Below are 15,839 nucleotides of genomic sequence, written 5' to 3' on the forward strand. Positions count from 1 at the left end.
GAAGAGATCAGGCGGCGGAGTGGGCGGCGTCCGCCTCGGCCACGTATTCACCGGCGACGAGCTGGCGGCGCAGCAGCTTGCCCACCGGGGATTTCGGGATGTCGGCCACGAACACGAAGCGGCGCGGGCGCTTGAAATTGGCGAGGCCCGAGGTGCGGCACCAGGCGTCCAGTTCGCCCGCATCCACCGGCGCGGCGCGCTTGACGAAGGCGACGACGATCTTGCCCCACTTCTCGTCGGGCAGGCCCACCACCGCCACCTCGGACACCGCGGGGTGAAGGGACAGGCAGCTCTCGATCTCCACGGGCGAGACGTTCTCGCCGCCGGTGATGATCATGTCGTCCACCCGGCCGGTGACGAAGAGGTCGCCGTCCGCGTCCAAAAAACCGGTGTCGCCGGTGAAGTACCAGCCGTCGCGCAGGGACTTCGCGTCGGCCTCGGGGCGGCGCCAGTAGCCCTCGAAGGATTCATCCCCGGCCAGCAGGGCGATGATCTCGCCTTCCTCACCCTGCGCCGCGATCTCGTCGGCGGAGGTCGCGCCCAGGCGCACCACGCGCACCATCTGGTTGATGCCCGCGCGGCCGGCCGAGCCGGGCTTCAGGATGGCCTTCTGGTCGATGGTGAAGGTGTAGATTTCCGAGGAGCCGTAATGGTTCACGAACAGCTCGGGCGAGAATTCCGCGTCGAGTTTCTTCAGGAGCCCGTCGGTCATGGAGGCGCCGGCGAAGCCCAGCTTGCGCACGCTCGACACGTCGGTGGTGGCGAAGGCGGGATCGTGCACGAGGTCGTGGTAGAGGGTCGGCACCAGATAGAGATTGGTGACGCGCTCGCGCTCGATCAGCGCCAGCGCGCTTTTCGTGTCGTAGCGCGGCAGGCACACGAAGGTGCCGCCGATGACCGACATGGCGAGGAGCGAGCGCACCCCCATGGTGTGGTAGAGCGGCATGACGCCCAGCGTCACCTCGCCCCGGCGATAGAGGTTCTGCGCCACATGGGCGATGCCCGCCGCCCGCTCCGCCCGGTGGCGGCGCGGCACGCCCTTGGGGCGGGAGGTGGTGCCGGAGGTGTAGAGCATGATGGACCATGCATCCGCCCCCGCCCGCGGCAGCGGTTCCGGCGCCGCCTCAGCCAGAAGCTCGGCGAAGGGCACGGCGCCTTCCGCCTCGATGCCCACAGCAATGGTCAGCAGCCCGGCGGCTTGCGTCGCGCCTCGGACGGCCTCGGCGGAAACCGCCTCGAACACCAGAGCCTTCGCCTCGGCATTCTCCAGTGCGAAGTCGATCTCGTCGGCCTTGCTGCGCCAGTTGATGGGGGTGATGACGATGCCGGCGAACTGGCAGGCCCAGTGCAGGGTCGCCGCCTCGAACCGGTTCTGCAGCACGCTCACCAGATGGTCGCCGGGCTTCAGCCCCAGCCGGTCGAGGGCGGCGACCACGGCGCCGATCCTACCGAGCCAGTCGCGGTAGGTGAGGCGCAGGTCGCCGTCCACGATGGCGATGGCTCCGGGATCGCGCGCCACGCTGGCGAGGAAGCTGGTGCCGAGGTCAAGCATGGGCGGTTTTCCCTTGGACGTCGCGAAGCTCCGCCGCCGCTTCCAGCGCGGCGCGGACGATGGGCGTGTAGCCGGTGCAGCGGCACAGATGGCCGGAGAGGAGATCGCGCACGGCCTCTTCGCTCGGGTCCGGCTCCGCCTTCAGGAACACGTCGAGCGACATGAGGATGCCGGCGGTGCAGAAGCCGCATTGCAGCGCGTGGTGGCGGCGGAAGGCAGCCTGCAGAACGGACAGGCGATCCGGCGCCGGGGCGAGGCCCTCCACTGTGCTGATGGCGCATCCCTCCACCTGCACGGCGAGCGTCATGCAGGCGCGGGTCAGCATCCCGTCCACATCCACGGTGCAGGCCCCGCAGACGCCGTGCTCGCAGCCCACATGGGTGCCGGTGGCGCCGATCTCGTGGCGCAGGAAATCGGAAAGCAGGGTGCGCGGGGCGGCCTGCCCCGTCACCGGGCGGCCGTTGAGGGTGAAGCGCACGGTGTGGCGCGCCTTGGCGCTCAGGCGCGGCATCTTTGGGCCTCCTCGATGGTGGCGCGGCCGATGCGGCGCACCAGCTCGCGGCGATAGCGGGCGCTCGCATGCACGTCGTCGCGGGCATCCAGCTCCCACGCGAGGGCGTTCAGCGCATCGTCGAGGGCGGAGCCGTCGAGCAGCGGGAAGTCCCGGGCCACCGGCATGTCGGCGACACCGCCCACGCCGAGCCGGATGCCTGTGTTCGAGACCACCGCCGCGCAGGCGACGATGGCGAAATCCCCATGGCGGCGGGCGATCTCGCGGAAGGCCGTGCCGTCTCCGCGCGGCGTGGGGAAGGAAACCGCCTCGATCATCTCGTCATCGGCCTTGGTGGTGGCCATCATGCCGGTGAAGAAGTCGGCCGCCGCCACCGTGCGGGCGGCCTTGGCGCTTCTGAGGTGGACATGGCCCTTCAGCGTCACGAGGCAGAGCGGCAGCTCGGCACTCGGGTCGGCATGGGCGATGGAGCCGCACACCGTGCCGCGGCTGCGGGTCTGGGCGTGGCCGGTGAAGGGCAGGCCCTTGGCGATGAGCGGGGCGGCATGCGCCAGCCCGTCGGAGGCGAGCAGCCGCGCCTGCCGCACGCCGGCGCCGATCTTCAGCGCGCCTTTCTCCTCGTCCATCCGCGCGAGGGGGGCGACGCGCATGATGTCCACCAGCACCCTGGGCCGGGCGAGGCGCATGTTGAGCATGGCCATGAAGGACATGCCGCCGGCCAGGATGCGGGCGTCGGAGCCCTCCTGCTTCAGCACGGCAAGCGCCTCGTCCATGCTCTCGGCACGGACATAATCGAAGGCCGCGGGCTTCATCGCGCGTCCCTCCCCAGAAGCGCGGAGAGCCGGGCGAGGAGCCGCGAGACGAGGCCGCCGTCCGTCCCCGCGCCGCCGCCCGCCTTGCGGGCGAGGGCCGCGAAGAACTGGCCGATGATGACCTTGGCCGCGCCATCCAGCAGCCGCCCGCCGACGCTCGCCACCTTGCCGCCGACAAAGGCCTCGTAGGTGTAGGACAGCTCCGTCCCGCCTGCCCCATCCGGGGTGAGCGTGATGCGGCCGGAGCCGCCGCCGAAGCCGAGGTTTCCGTCCACCTTGCCGGAGAGGGTCACGGCCCTGGGCGGGTCGAGGTCCGAGAGGGCAACCTGCGCCTTGTAGCGGCCCTTCACCGGGCCGATGCCCAGCGTCACGTCGGCGGTGAATTTCGTGTCGGAGACTTTGCGCACGTCGTGGGCGCCGGGGATGATGGCGGCCAGCGTGTCCGGGTCCAGCAGCATGGCCCACACCGCCTCGGGGGCGGCTGCGACATGGGCCTTGCCCGCCCCGCGCAGGAGCCGCTCGCCCTTGCCGGAGGGAGCCGCCGCGGCCGCAGCACGGGCGCCCGCCGGAGCCGGCGGCTCCGCGCCGTGAATCAGGGCCGCGACGGCGGAGGGCGCCAGCGGCAGGCGCACGTCGCTGATGCCCAGCGCATCCGCCACCGCATTGGCGATGCAGGCGGGGGTGGACATGCAATTGCCTTCGCCCACGCCCTTGGCGCCCAGCGGCGTGAAGGGGGAGGGGGTCTGCGTGTGGACGATGACCGGCTCGGGCACCTCCATGGCCGTGGGCACGAGATAATCGGCGAAGGTGCCGGTCAGGAAGCTGCCGTCGTCCCCGTAGGCGTATTCTTCCAGCAGTGCGGCGCCGAGGGCATGGGCGAAGCCGCCGCGGATCTGTCCGTCCACCATGCCGGGGTGCAGGATGGTGCCGCAGTCGTGCGCGGTCACGTAGCGGTCGATGCGGATGGCGCCCGTGTCGCGGTCGATCTCGATGCCGCAGAAATCAAAGATGAAGCCGTGGCAGAGGGAGGAATTGATGTGGTCGCCCGCGTCCGCCGAGGTGAGTTCCGGCGGCGTCCAGAACACCGTTTCGCGGATGGTGGGCGCCACCCCCTCCGGCAGTTGCGCCGGCGACCAGTGGGAGAGCGCGGCGACGCGGGAGAAGGGCACCGCATTGGCCGGATTGGAGCGCGCGGCGATCTTGCCGCCGGCGAACATCACGTCCTCCGCCGGCACGTTGAGCTGCGCGGCGGCGACACGGGCGAGGCGTTCAGCGATGCGGTCTGCCGCCAGTTTCGCGGCCCCCGCCACGGCGGCGGCGAAGCGGCTGGCGTAATTGCCGGAGGCGATGGACCAGGCGTCCTTGGCGGTGTCCATCTCCGCATTCACGCGGATGTCGGAGGGTTTCAGCCCCAGCACGTCCGCCACCACCTGCGAGAGCACGGTGCGATGGCCCTGGCCCTGCGGCACGGAGGCGACGTGGACCGTGACCGAGCCCACGGGATCAATGGCGATGGTGGCGGTGGCCTGCGCGCCGTTCTTCGGCCCCGCCTTGTGCCGCTCGGCCGGGGTGAGGACGGTGGCGATATAGCCCATGTTGGAGACCGAGGGCTCCACCACGGCGGCATAGCCGATGCCGTAGATGCGCCCCTCGGCGCGCGCCTCGTCGCGCCGGGCCAGAAGCTCGGCGAGATCGCCGGCCGCAAGGCCCGCCTCCAACGTCTTCTGGTAGTCGCCGGAATCGAGCAGCGCGCCGGAGGCGGTGCGATAGGGTAAGGCGTCCGCGGGCACGAGGTTGCGGCGGATCACCTCCAGAGGATCGAGCCCCAGCTCCACCGCGATGCGCTGCACCAGCCTTTCGAGGGCGAGATAGACCTGCGGGCCACCGAAGCCGCGGTTGAGGCCGGTGGGGCATTTGTTGGTCACCACCACGCGGTTGCGGACCGTGAGATTGCGGATGTCATAGGCGCCGGTGAGGTTGCCGTGCATCCGGTAGAGCGTCGCGGGCTCGGGCGCGCGCAGATGGGCGCCGCAATCCTCCACCTGGTCCCAGTCGAGGGCGGTGATGCGCCCCTCCGCCGTCACGGCGGCGGTCAGCGTCGTGGCGCGGTTGGTGGCGGAGACGGAGGCCATGAGGTGTTCGAGGCGGTCCTCGATCCACTTCACCGGCCGCCCGGACACCCGCGCCGCCACCGCGCCCAGCACGATGTAGGGGAAGATGCCCTGCTTGACGCCGAACGAACCGCCGCTGTCGCGCGGCGTGCGCAGCCGCAGGCGATTGCCCGGCACCCTCAACGCCCGCGAGATCACCGCATGGATGGAGAAGGGACCTTGGAAATTGGCGAGGACATCATAGGCGTCCTCGTGCGGGTCGTATTCGGCGACGAGGCCATAAGTCTCGATGGGTGTGCAGGAATTGCGGGGGTAGCGCACCGAGATGGCGATGCGGTGCGCGGCCTCGGCGAACGCTGCTTCCGGGTCGCCATAGCGGAAGCTGCGGTCGGAGGCGATGTTCCGGGGGAAGCCGTCGTGCAGCAGCGGCGCGCCCTCGTCCATAGCGGCGAGCGGGTCCACCACGGCCGGGCGCATCTCGTAGGCGACCTCGATGAGATCGAGGGCGTCCTCGGCCACATAGCGGTCCTGCGCGACCACCAGTGCCACCGGCTCGCCCACGAAGCGCACGCGGTCCACCGCCATGGGCCAGCATTCCACCGGCGCCTTGACGCCCACCACGAGGGAGGTGGTGAGCCCCGCCACGTCCGCGCCGGTGAGCACGGCGGTGACGCCGGGCAGCGCCTTCGCAGCGGAAGTGTCGATGGAAACGATGTCGGCATGGGCGTGGGGCGCCCGCAGGATCGCCATGTGGAGCGTGCCGGGCTTCACCCCGAGATCGTCCAGATAGCGGCCGCCGCCGGTGAGAAGGGCGGCATCCTCCACGCGCTCGATGGCGCGGCCGACCCATCCCCCCGCTCTGTCGTGCGGCGTCTCCAGCATCCCGGCGCTTCCCTTTTTGCCCCGCAGGTGCGGCGGCTTTGGTTGGCGGGAAGGTGCCGGGACAGGGCGGCGCGGACCATGCCGAGCCGTCTCAGCTTTTACCGAGGAGTCTCATTTGCCGTTGTGCGATGCGGTGAGAGACTTGCCGGGCGTCGCGCTTCGAAATCGAGCGTCGGCGCGGGCTTTCCGCGACGCCCCGGCCTCACATTGCGATGCGGGAGATGGCGCGGAATTCACTCGGCGTCACGCCGGTGTGGTCGCGGAAGAAGCGGGTGAAATGGGAGGGCGCGGCAAAGCCGAGGCGTTCGCCGATATGGGTGAAGCTGCCATCCTCGGCGGTCACGGCGGCCACCGCCGCCTCCACCCGCATGACGTTGAGATAGATGCGCGGCGGGACGTTGGTGGAGGCCTCGAAGAGGCGGAAAAAGTGCGCCCGCGACAGGCCGGCCTCCTTCGCGAGGGTCGACGTGTCCACCTCCTCGGCGAGGTTGGCGCGCATGCCGTCCACCACGCGGCGGATGCGCCAGTCCATGCGGCGCTGGCCGTCCAATGCGCGGATGGAGAAGCTGCGCCAGGGAGTGAAGCGCTCCACCACGGCGATCATCAGATCCGCCAGCAGCGCCTCGTGCACCGCCTTGGCATCGGGCTCGGCCATCATGGCGGCAGCAAGGTCGTGGGTGAGGCGGTGGATGCGCGGCGACACCTCGCCGCCCGGCTGCGCGAAGAAGCCGGCGCCGCCCGAGGCGACCCAGCCGGGGCGGAAGGTCTTCAGCCACTCAGGCTCGATGTAGAGGGCGAGGATGATGGTCTTCGGCCGGTTGGGGTCATGCACATAGGCATGGGGCTCCCAGCCGTTCACCAGAACGCACGAACGGTCGGTGAGGGGGACGAGCCCCTCGCCGACCGCGAATTGCGTGTCCGCGCCCTCGACCTTGAGGAGGACGTGGCAATGCGGATGCGCATGGCGCACCAGTGGGCGGTCCATGTCCAGAAGGGCGACCCGCCCGAAGGCCCCGTGCGCGATCCGGAGCGCGTTCGACATCCGGCCTCTTTCTAAGCTTAAGCTTTCGCCTTCCAGGGGATGAGCATCCGCTCGATCTCGTCGAGGATGACGGAGAAGACGAAGCCGAGCAGCGCAATAACCAACAGCCCCACATACATGGTGTCAACCGTCAGCACCTGCCAGGCGTTCCAGATCATGTAGCCGATGCCGTCGGAGGCGGCGACCATCTCCGAGATGGCGATGAGGATGAGGCCCATGCCCATGGCGAGCTTCACCCCGGCCATGATGGAGGGCAGCGCCCCCGGCAGGGCGATGGTGCGGAACACCTGCCAGCGGCTGGCGCGGTAGTTGTGGCCCACGTCCAGATAGATCTTGTCGATATTGGCGACGCCCATCACCGTATTGATGAGGATGGGATAGAAGGCGCCGAGCGCCACCATCACCACCTTGGACATCTCCCCAAGGCCGAAGATGAGCAGCACGAGGGGCAGGATCGCGCTCTTCGGAATGGGGTAGGTGGCTGAGATCAGCGGGTCGATGGCCGCGCGCAGCGGCTTCGAGATGCCCATGGCGAGGCCGAGGAACAGCGCCGGCACGCCGCCGAGCAGCATGCCGAGGAAGAGGCGGCGCAGGCTGGCGAGGAGATTGGTCCACAATTCGCCGGAGGCGACGAGCGCGCCGAAGGTGTGGACGATGCTGGAGGGCGGCGGGAAGAAGCGGGCATCGATGAGCCCCATGCGCGCCGCCGCCTCCCACAGGCCGAGCAGCGCGAGGGGCGTGAGAAGCCCGATGAAGCGCTCGCCGAGGAGGCCGGACCTTTTCGCCATCACTTGCCTCCCTCGGCAGTCATGCGGGCGCGCTGCACCTCGTCGCGCAACTGCTCCCAGATGTGGAACACCAGGTCGCCGTAGGCGGGATCGTGGCGCAGCTCCAGCACGTTGCGGGGGCGGGCGAAGGGCACGTCGATGATGGCCTTCTCGCGCCCCGGATTGGCGGTCATGATCATGATGCGATCGCCCAGCGTCACCGCCTCGTCCACCGAATGGGTGATGAACACCACGGTCTTCTTGGTGGCCTCCCAGATGCGCAGCAATTCTTCATGCAGCAGCATCTTGTTCTGCTCGTCGAGAGCCGAGAACGGCTCGTCCATGAGCAGGATTTCCGGATCGTTGGCGAAGGCGCGCACGATAGAGACGCGCTGGCGCATGCCGCCGGAGAGCTGGTTGGGATAGCGGTCGCGGAAGCGGTAGAGGCCGATGCGCTCCAGCCAGAGCTTCACGCTCTCCGCCACGTCCTTCTCGGCGACCCTGCGCATCCTCAGGCCATAGGCGGCATTGTCGTAGACGGTCATCCAGGGGAACAGGCTATCGCCCTGGAAGATCATGGAATTCTCCGGCCGGCTCGGGTCCGTCCGGTTCAGCTTCATGGTGCCTTCGCTGATGCTTTCCAGCCCCGCGAGCATGCGCAGAAGGGTGGTCTTGCCGCAGCCGGAGGGGCCGACGATGACGAAGAACTGGCCCTGAGGAATGTCGAGGTCGATGCCGTCCACCGCCACGAAGCCGGACGAGCCGAAATACTTGCGCACGCCGCGCATGGAAATCTGCACCGACGGCGCGGATGCCGCCGGGCTCGGCTTCACGTTCAACATGCTCACGACGGCCATCAATCTGTCCTCCGGATGCCGATGGGGCGAGCGCTGCGGGGCGCCCCGCGCGCGCTGGTCGCGCGTCAGTGCTGGGCGGCCTTGTAGGGGCCGAGCGCCTTCAGGGTGTTCTCGGCGAACGAGGTGTCCACCACGTCGGAGACCTTGGCCGGTCGCTCCAGATAGCCGTTTTCGGTGAAGAACTTGAGGTCTTCCGCCATGCTCTGCGTATCGACCTTGCCGTCGGGATCGATGCCGTTCGGGATCATGGTCTTGAACAGCTCGGCGTCCTTCAGGCCAGTGGTGCGCATGATGGTCTTGATGACCTCATCCGCGCCCTTGCCGTCGAACTTCCCGCCCGCGGTGGCGTCGTTGAAGATGCGGGCCGATTTCACATAGGCGTTCATGAAGCGCTGGGCCACGTCGCGGCGCTTGGCGATGAAGTCGCCGCCATAGAGCAGCACGGCCACCTGCTGGTTGGGATAGCCGTCCACCACGAAGCGCACGGCGACGCCGTTGTTCACCGCCTGCGTCACGGACGGCTCGGTACTGATGGCGGCGTCGATGGCGCCGGTGGTGAAGGCGGCGATCTGCTGGGGGTAGCCGATGTAAGTGTGGTTCACGTCCTTGTAGCCGAGGCCGGCCTTGGCGAGGAGATGCGCCATCTTGGCGTTGGTGGCCGCACCCGGTCCCACGGAGCCGACGCGCATGCCCTTGAGGTCGGCGATGGTCTTCACCTTGCCGCTGTCCACCAGCTCCTTGCGGACCATGAGCGGCATGTAATCGTAATGGACCGGGGTGGATCCCTTGTCGGCGACGACCTTGATGTTGATGCCGCGGGCGGCGGCATTGTAAAGCCCGGCGGAGGAGGCGCCCGCGCCCACGTCGATCTGGCCCGCGCCCAGCGGGGCGACCATCTTCGGCCCGGAATCGAAGGCGATCAGCTCCACGTCCAGCCCCTCGGCGGCGAAGATGCCGCGCTCGAGCCCGAGGTGGAACACCACGTCCGACACCACATTGTTGATGCCGACCTTCACCTTGTCGGCGGCCTGCGCGGTGCCGGCGGCGGCGAAGGCGATGGCAAAGGCTCCGGCGCAGAAGAGGCGGCGAATCGTCGTCCTGAACATGGAAATCCTCCCGGTCGGGTGGCCGGTGCGCGGAGCGCCCGGCTTCTGTTGTGCGCGGTCGCGGCTCGGCCGCGCCGGCTTTGGATCAGGTCAGCCCGTTCAGGAGACCTGAGCGACGATGCGGGCGAAGGCGGCGTTGGGGTCCTTCACCAGCGCGTCGGAGAGGTCCACGCTCTCCTCGCCCTTCACGCGGATGCGGCGGAAGGCGAGGGGATCGTCGGAGAGCGGGGCGGTGGCATCGAGGCCGAGCTTGGCGCCGATGCCGCCTTCGTCGGTGGAGGGGTCGAGCTTCGAGCCGAGCGCGCCGGAGACCACCACCATGTCGCGGTCGGCCTGGAAGCGGGTCGCCACCGCCCACTCGATCTCGTCGGCGCTGGAGATGTCCACGTCCTTGTCCACCACCACCACCTGCTTCAGGTCGTAATGGCCGCCGAAGGCGCACAGGATGATGTTCTTGGCCTCGCCCTCGCGCTCCTTGTCGATCTTGACGACGAGGTGATAGCGGCAGGTGCCGCCGCGGGTGAGGCGCACGTCCAGCACGTTGGGGAAGGACCGCTTGAGGTGCTGCAGCAGCGTCGCCTCGCGCGGCACGCCGCCGAGCACCAGATGCTCGAACGAGCCGCCGACGATGGTGTGGTAGATGGGGTGGCGGCGATGGGTCACCGCATCCACCTCGATCACCTCGCGGGCGGCGCGCGGGCCGTAATATTGCGGGAACTCGCCGAACGGGCCTTCCGGCTCGCGCACCTTGGGCAGGATGCGCCCTTCCACCACGATCTCGGCGGCGGCCGGCACGCGCACCGCATTGGTCCTGCACTTCACCACCTCGACCGGCCGGCCGAGGAGGGAGCCGGCGATCTCCATCTCGTCCTCATCCAGCGCGCAGATGGCCTGCGAGGCGAGGAGCAGCGCCGGGTGGGCGCCGATGACGATGGCGATCTCCAGCGCCGCGCCCGCCTCTTCCGCCATGCGGTAGTAGGCCAGCGTGTGGCGCGGCAGCAGCAGCACGCCGATGCGGTTCGGCCCGCTGATCTGGCAGCGGTGGATGGAGACGTTCTGCACCCCGGTGACGGGATTGCGCGCGATGAGGAGGCCGGCGGTGATGTAGGGGCCGCTGTCCAGCTCGTTGTGCGAGGGGATGGGCAGCTGGGCGAGGAGGTCCACTTGCGTATGCACCACCTCCTGCACCGGGGCGGAAGTGACTTCCACACAGGGCGTCGGCTTCGCGGCGGCTGCGAGGAAGTGCGGCAGCAGCTGGTCCTCGTCGACACCGAGGGCATCGGCCACCCATGCGCGCTGGGTGAAGAGGTTCACCACGACAGGCATGTCGTGCGTCTTGCCGTCCGCGCCCACGGGATGGGGGAACAGCACCGCTTTGTTTCGCTCGGTGCGCTTGGCCACGGCAGCAAGGTTGTCGGCCAGCGGCAAATTCTCCCGCGCGACCGCCAGCCGTCCGTGGGCGGCGAGGTCGGCGAGCCAAGAACGCAGGTCCGGCGGGGTCTGCGTGGCGGGACGGGGGCGGGGTTCCAACATGGTCTCAGGTTCCGCTGGTCGGGAATGGGGGCGTTCAGCTGGCGGGGGCGAGCTGGCGCAGCGGGGCCTTGCGGCGGCGCGGGCCGCTCTCCTCGCCCCAGCGGCGCACGGCGCCCACCTCAATGTCGAACAGGTCGAGCACCCGCCCGACCGTGTGGTCGATCATCTCTTCGAGGCTGGCGGGGCGGGAATAGAAGGCCGGCATGGGCGGGGAGATGATGGCGCCCATCTCGGACACCTGGGTCATGGTGCGCAGGTGGCCGGTGTGCAGCGGCGTCTCGCGCGCCATCAGCACCAGGCGGCGGCGCTCCTTCAGCACCACGTCCGCGGCGCGGCTCAGCAGGCTTGAGGTGACGCCGGACGCGATCTCGGACATGGACCGCATGGAGCACGGCGCCACCACCATGCCCAGCGTGCGGAACGAGCCAGAGGAGATGGCGGCGGCCATGTCGTCGTTGGAATGGCACACGCTGGCGAGGGCCTTCACCTCCGCCACCTTGCGGTCGGTTTCGTGGGCCAGCGTGATCTCGGCGGTGCGCGACATGACGAGATGGGTCTCGATGCCGGCCGCGCGCAGCAGCTCCAGCATCCGCACGCCGTAGATCACGCCGGAGGCGCCGGAGATGCCGACGACGAGACGCTTGTGATCCTGCATGGCATCTCCTCCGCGCGCTGCCGCACATGTGGCTGAGGCCGGACGGGAGATGTGGAAAAGGCAAGACCCATCGTTCGGGCGCCATACGCCCGTCCTTGCCGACGATCCCTCCCCGCCACGGGCCGTTCCGGCCTTCTGGGCGACGGCTCCGTGAGCCGGTTATCAGGTCATAGACAAAGGTAGTAATCACTGCAAATAATGAATGGTTATCGACGTTATCATTCATGCTGATTTCAAGCAGGGCCGCGAAGGACAGTCGCGATGGACCTCAGGCAGATGCAGTATTTCCTGTGCCTCGCGGAGACCGGCAACGTGACCCGCGCGGCCCGCCAGCTCAACATCGTGCAGCCGGCGCTGAGCATGCAGATCGCCAAGCTGGAAGCCGAGTTCGGCAAGAAGCTGTTCGATCGCAGCGCCCACGGCGTCGCCACCACCCCGGCGGGGGAGGCGCTGGCGCGGCTCATCTCCCCCATCGTGCGCGACGTGGAGCACGCCATGCAGGAGATGGCGCGGCTCGATGGGCGGGTGTCCGGCCGGGTGGTGGTGGGGCTCATCACCTCGGTGGCGCAGAGCACGCTGGCGAACTCCTCCGCCACCGTCGCCGCGCGCTATCCCGACGTGGAATTCTCCGCCTGCGAGGGCTACACCGAGACCATGATGGACTGGGTGACGACGGGCCAGCTGGACCTCGCCATCATCAACGTGCCGCGGCAGAAACGGGGGCTCGCCTCCCAGCACATCCTCGATGAGGAAATGGTGTTCGCCGTGCGCACGGATGCGCCCCTCAAAGTTCCGGAGGGCCTCGGTTTTGCCGATCTCGGCGGGCTCGATCTGGTGCTGCCCTCCAAGCGCCACGGCCTGCGCGCCATCCTCGAAGCGCAGGCGGCGGAGGCGGGCATCGAGCTGAAACCGCGCATCGAGATCGACACGCTCTCCGCCATCTGCGAGGTTGTGGCGACCACCGATCTTGCCACCGTGCTGCCCACCATCGCTTTGCATCAGGTGCTGGCGGCCGGACGGGTGCGCGGGCATCGCTTCGCCACTCCGCTCACGCGCTCCATCGCCATGGTGCACCACCCGCGCCGGGCCATCTCGGCGGCGGCCCATGCGGTGGTGGAGGTGATCCGGCAGGATCTGGTGGATGCCGCCACCTCCGCCGCCACCTTCGTGCGCGCCGCGGCGCCGGCTCCCTCCACGCGGCGGCGGGGGCGGGGCAAGATCAGTCGCGCTGATTTCCCCGATAATCCGTAATTATTTGCGGTGATGGCGGCCGTCGCTCTACCACAGCGGGAACAAGACAAGACGAGGAAACGCCATGGGAGCCGTGCGATGACGGACCGCGCCATCAGCGGGCGCGCCTCTCAACCCGCCGCCGTTCCACCCGCCGCCGCGCCCGCCGCAGCCTGGGGCGCCGGCTCCGGCACCAGCGCCGCCGCGCGGCTGAAGCAGCGGATGCCGACGCTCGACTATCTGGAGCGCGCCGCCCGCCGCCGCATCCCGCGCTTCGCCTGGGATTTCCTCGAAGGCGGCACCGGCGCCGATGTGGGCATCGCCGAGAACCGCGCGGCGCTGGACGCCGTGAAGCTGGTGCCGCGCTATGGCGCGCCCGGCCCGGTGGACACCGGCGTCGATCTCTTTGGCACCCGCTACAGCGCGCCCATCGGCATCTCGCCGGTGGGCGTGGACGGGCTGGTGTGGCCCGGCGCCACGCAGCTCCTCGCCACAGCGGCGGCGAAGGCGCGCATTCCCTATGTGGTGGGCACGCTGGCCAGCGCCTCCATCGAGGAGGTGGCGGCGTTTGCCGGCGACTGCACCTGGTTCCAGCTCTATGGCCTGCCGGGACGGGACCATCTCGTCACCCTCGATCTGGTGCGCCGGGCCGACGCGGCGGGCGCCCGCGCCCTCGTGGCCACGCTGGACGCGCCGGTGCGCTCCAAGCGCCCGCGGGACCTCAACAATGGGCTCGTGGTGCCCTTCCGCACCACGGCCCGCACCGTGCGCGACGTGGCCCTGGCCCTGCCGTGGGCGCTGGCGCTGGCGAAGGCCGGTACGCCGCAATTCGCCAATATGGCGCCCTATGTGGAAGCGCCCGCGACGCTGCCCAAGACCGCCGGCTTCGTGCAGAGCGAGATCAAGGGCACCTTTTCCTGGGAAGCGGTGAAGCGCCTGCGCGATGCCTGGCCGCGTGCGCTGGTGGTGAAGGGCATCCTGCATCCCGCCGATGCGGAGATGGCCATTTCCATCGGCGTGGATGGCATCCTCGTCTCCAACCATGGCGGCCGCCAGCTCGATGCCGCGCCGGCCGCCATCGACGTTCTGCCGGCCATCGCGTCTACAGTGGGGACGCGCGCCACCGTGCTGTTCGACAGCGGCATCCGTTCCGGCCTCGATGTGGCCCGCGCGCTGGCGCTGGGGGCCGCCAGCACCTTCTGCGGCCGCGCCTTCCTCATCGGCCTCGCCGGCATCGGCGACGGCGGTGCGGACTATGTGGCGGATCTGCTCACCGAGGAAGTGCAGGTGGCCATGGGCCAGCTCGGTGTGCGGGATCTCGCCTCCCTCAAGGACGTGGAGCGGCGGCACGAGCGTGCCTTCGCGTTCCGGCCGTGACGGGAGGTGGTTGCGGCCTCTTGAAACCCGGTCAGGGCTGCGCGCGCTGAGGCTCAGATCGCGGCTGCGATGGCGCGCACGGCGGCCTCTTCCTCTTCCGTGATCGGCCGGCCGGCGAAGGACGCCACCACCTGCGCCATGGCGGCGCGGGCGCGGGCTGCCGCATCGACCTCGGGCGGCGCAGGCGGGCCGGCGGGGAGCGTGCCCAGCTCTTCCAGCTCGATGATCTCGGCGGCGATCTCGATGGCCTGCACCTGCGCGCGCAGCTTCGTCGTGCGCGCGTCCGGCGCGGGGCTGGGGCCGGTCTTCAGGCGGCGGCGCACGGTGCGCAGGGCCTTCACCACCTCATTGTGCCAGTCCGCCACGAGCGCCCGCGCGGCGGTGATGTCGGCCGCGCCCACCTCCTGCCGCAGCGCCGCCCCGCGCCAGGCGGCGAAGAGGAGGATATTGACGTCGAGCCCGGTCGCTTCCTGCAGGATTAGGCAGGCGGGCGGCACGCCTTCGCGGCCATAGAGGGCGAGGGCGAAGTCCTTCAGGGTGGGGGTCTCGTCCGCCATCGTCGCGCCCTTTCTCGTCTCCGGCGAAGGCTTAAGGGACGGGCACGCGGGACGCAATTCATCCGCATTGCCGCGCCCACGGAAGGCTGCTTCACTCCGTCGAAACGGAGGCGCGCCCATGCCCGGAGACGAGATTTCACCGAAGACCTTTGTGCTCGTTCACGGCGCATGGCACGGCGGCTGGTGCTGGCGGGAGGTGGCGGACCTCCTGCGCGGGCGCGGCCATCGCGTGTTCGTGCCGACCCTCACCGGTCTCGGCGAGCGGCGCCATCTCATGAGCCCCGACATCAGCCTCGCCACCTTCGTCGCCGATGTGGCCGGCGTGATCGAGGCGGAGGAGCTTGAAGACATCATCCTCGTCGGCCACAGCCATGGCGGGGCGGTCATCAGCGGCGTGGCGGACGCCATGCTGGAGCGCATCCGCGGGCTCGTCTATCTCGACGCCACCATCTTGCAGAATGGCGAGAGCGCCTTCGGCGTGCTGCCGGCGGAGGTGGTGGCGGAGCGGCGTCGCAAGGTGGCGGAAGCGGGCGGCATCGCCATGCCGGTGCCTGATGTGACGGCCTTCGGCATCCCTGCCGATCATCCCCGCGCAGACTGGGTGCGCCGCCGCCTCACGCCCCATCCGGTGGGCTCCTACGAGAGCCCGCTCGCGCTGGCCAACCCGGTCGGCAACGGGCGGCCCTCGACCTACATTTCCTGCACCGATCCGCTCTATCTGCCCATGGAGCCGGCGCGGGCCTATGCGCGGCAGGCGGGATGGACCTTCATCGAGATGCCCACCGGCCACGATGCCATGGTGTTGGAGCCGGAGGCGCTGGCGGGGCTGCTGGACGGGGTGGGGTGA

14 protein-coding genes are annotated in these 15,839 nt (G+C 69.5%); 3 read left to right on the plus strand and 11 right to left on the minus strand.

Features of this window, described 5'->3' with window-relative positions:
- Positions 1–7 precede the first annotated feature (7 nt).
- The 10 genes from A37E_RS0111130 to A37E_RS0111175 form a co-directional block, all read right to left on the minus strand.
- Positions 8–1,552: an AMP-binding protein gene (locus A37E_RS0111130; RefSeq protein WP_029556654.1), complete on the minus strand. Its 1,545-nt coding sequence runs from the start codon at positions 1,550–1,552 to the stop codon at positions 8–10.
- Positions 1,545–2,063 (minus strand): (2Fe-2S)-binding protein, encoded by a 519-nt coding sequence (locus A37E_RS0111135; RefSeq protein WP_029556655.1) that lies wholly within the window; start codon positions 2,061–2,063, stop codon positions 1,545–1,547. Before A37E_RS0111135 ends, A37E_RS0111130 begins: the two co-directional genes overlap by 8 nt.
- Positions 2,051–2,875 (minus strand): FAD binding domain-containing protein, encoded by an 825-nt coding sequence (locus A37E_RS0111140; protein ID WP_029556656.1) that lies wholly within the window; start codon positions 2,873–2,875, stop codon positions 2,051–2,053. The genes A37E_RS0111135 and A37E_RS0111140 overlap by 13 nt, the downstream gene beginning before the upstream one ends.
- Positions 2,872–5,868, minus strand: a complete 2,997-nt coding sequence (locus A37E_RS0111145) for a molybdopterin cofactor-binding domain-containing protein (protein WP_029556657.1) — start codon at positions 5,866–5,868, stop codon at positions 2,872–2,874. Before A37E_RS0111145 ends, A37E_RS0111140 begins: the two co-directional genes overlap by 4 nt.
- A gap of 202 nt (positions 5,869–6,070) precedes the next feature.
- Positions 6,071–6,910: an AraC family transcriptional regulator gene (locus A37E_RS0111150; RefSeq protein ID WP_029556658.1), complete on the minus strand. Its 840-nt coding sequence runs from the start codon at positions 6,908–6,910 to the stop codon at positions 6,071–6,073.
- A 17-nt stretch (positions 6,911–6,927) separates the two neighbouring features.
- Positions 6,928–7,698 carry an ABC transporter permease gene (locus tag A37E_RS0111155; RefSeq protein ID WP_029556659.1) on the minus strand — a complete coding sequence of 257 codons (771 nt, stop codon included), beginning with the start codon at positions 7,696–7,698 and terminating at the stop codon, positions 6,928–6,930.
- Positions 7,698–8,534, minus strand: coding sequence for an ABC transporter ATP-binding protein (locus A37E_RS0111160; RefSeq protein ID WP_029556660.1), 837 nt, complete (start codon positions 8,532–8,534; stop codon positions 7,698–7,700). The genes A37E_RS0111155 and A37E_RS0111160 overlap by 1 nt, the downstream gene beginning before the upstream one ends.
- 65 nt (positions 8,535–8,599) lie before the next feature.
- Positions 8,600–9,640, minus strand: coding sequence for an ABC transporter substrate-binding protein (locus tag A37E_RS0111165; protein ID WP_029556661.1), 1,041 nt, complete (start codon positions 9,638–9,640; stop codon positions 8,600–8,602).
- Between the two features lie 99 nt (positions 9,641–9,739).
- The gene (locus A37E_RS0111170) at positions 9,740–11,173 is read right to left on the minus strand and encodes a UbiD family decarboxylase (protein WP_051678947.1); all 1,434 of its coding nucleotides are present in this window, start codon (positions 11,171–11,173) and stop codon (positions 9,740–9,742) included.
- Between the two features lie 34 nt (positions 11,174–11,207).
- Positions 11,208–11,828 carry a UbiX family flavin prenyltransferase gene (locus tag A37E_RS0111175; protein ID WP_029556663.1) on the minus strand — a complete coding sequence of 207 codons (621 nt, stop codon included), beginning with the start codon at positions 11,826–11,828 and terminating at the stop codon, positions 11,208–11,210.
- 261 nt (positions 11,829–12,089) lie between these two features.
- Here A37E_RS0111175 and A37E_RS0111180 point away from each other — a divergent pair, with 261 nt between their 5' ends.
- Both A37E_RS0111180 and A37E_RS0111185 read left to right on the plus strand, forming a co-directional pair.
- Positions 12,090–13,079, plus strand: a complete 990-nt coding sequence (locus A37E_RS0111180) for a LysR family transcriptional regulator (protein ID WP_051678948.1) — start codon at positions 12,090–12,092, stop codon at positions 13,077–13,079.
- 78 nt (positions 13,080–13,157) lie between these two features.
- Positions 13,158–14,435, plus strand: a complete 1,278-nt coding sequence (locus A37E_RS0111185; RefSeq protein WP_081837549.1) for an alpha-hydroxy acid oxidase — start codon at positions 13,158–13,160, stop codon at positions 14,433–14,435.
- A 53-nt stretch (positions 14,436–14,488) separates the two neighbouring features.
- Here the strand turns inward: A37E_RS0111185 and A37E_RS0111190 are convergent, their stop codons facing one another.
- The gene (locus tag A37E_RS0111190; protein WP_029556666.1) at positions 14,489–14,992 is read right to left on the minus strand and encodes a TIGR02444 family protein; all 504 of its coding nucleotides are present in this window, start codon (positions 14,990–14,992) and stop codon (positions 14,489–14,491) included.
- A 118-nt stretch (positions 14,993–15,110) separates the two neighbouring features.
- Between A37E_RS0111190 and A37E_RS0111195 the strand changes: the two genes are divergently transcribed.
- Positions 15,111–15,839 carry an alpha/beta fold hydrolase gene (locus A37E_RS0111195; protein ID WP_029556667.1) on the plus strand — a complete coding sequence of 243 codons (729 nt, stop codon included), beginning with the start codon at positions 15,111–15,113 and terminating at the stop codon, positions 15,837–15,839.

It is taken from the genome of Xanthobacter sp. 91 (assembly GCF_000702385.1).
Classification (GTDB): domain Bacteria; phylum Pseudomonadota; class Alphaproteobacteria; order Rhizobiales; family Xanthobacteraceae; genus Xanthobacter; species Xanthobacter aminoxidans.

Bases quoted from the DNA above. Each gene is read 5' to 3' on its own strand.
- A37E_RS0111150 (WP_029556658.1), bottom strand. From the start codon at position 6,910: ATGTCGAACGCGCTCCGGATCGCGCACGGGGCCTTCGGGCGGGTCGCC.
- A37E_RS0111195 (WP_029556667.1), top strand. From the start codon at position 15,111: ATGCCCGGAGACGAGATTTCACCGAAGACCTTTGTGCTCGTTCACGGC.
- A37E_RS0111170 (WP_051678947.1), bottom strand. From the start codon at position 11,173: ATGTTGGAACCCCGCCCCCGTCCCGCCACGCAGACCCCGCCGGACCTG.
- A37E_RS0111145 (WP_029556657.1), bottom strand. From the start codon at position 5,868: ATGCTGGAGACGCCGCACGACAGAGCGGGGGGATGGGTCGGCCGCGCC.
- A37E_RS0111175 (WP_029556663.1), bottom strand. From the start codon at position 11,828: ATGCAGGATCACAAGCGTCTCGTCGTCGGCATCTCCGGCGCCTCCGGC.
- A37E_RS0111185 (WP_081837549.1), top strand. From the start codon at position 13,158: ATGACGGACCGCGCCATCAGCGGGCGCGCCTCTCAACCCGCCGCCGTT.
- A37E_RS0111135 (WP_029556655.1), bottom strand. From the start codon at position 2,063: ATGCCGCGCCTGAGCGCCAAGGCGCGCCACACCGTGCGCTTCACCCTC.
- A37E_RS0111130 (WP_029556654.1), bottom strand. From the start codon at position 1,552: ATGCTTGACCTCGGCACCAGCTTCCTCGCCAGCGTGGCGCGCGATCCC.
- A37E_RS0111140 (WP_029556656.1), bottom strand. From the start codon at position 2,875: ATGAAGCCCGCGGCCTTCGATTATGTCCGTGCCGAGAGCATGGACGAG.
- A37E_RS0111165 (WP_029556661.1), bottom strand. From the start codon at position 9,640: ATGTTCAGGACGACGATTCGCCGCCTCTTCTGCGCCGGAGCCTTTGCC.
- A37E_RS0111180 (WP_051678948.1), top strand. From the start codon at position 12,090: ATGGACCTCAGGCAGATGCAGTATTTCCTGTGCCTCGCGGAGACCGGC.
- A37E_RS0111155 (WP_029556659.1), bottom strand. From the start codon at position 7,698: ATGGCGAAAAGGTCCGGCCTCCTCGGCGAGCGCTTCATCGGGCTTCTC.
- A37E_RS0111190 (WP_029556666.1), bottom strand. From the start codon at position 14,992: ATGGCGGACGAGACCCCCACCCTGAAGGACTTCGCCCTCGCCCTCTAT.
- A37E_RS0111160 (WP_029556660.1), bottom strand. From the start codon at position 8,534: ATGGCCGTCGTGAGCATGTTGAACGTGAAGCCGAGCCCGGCGGCATCC.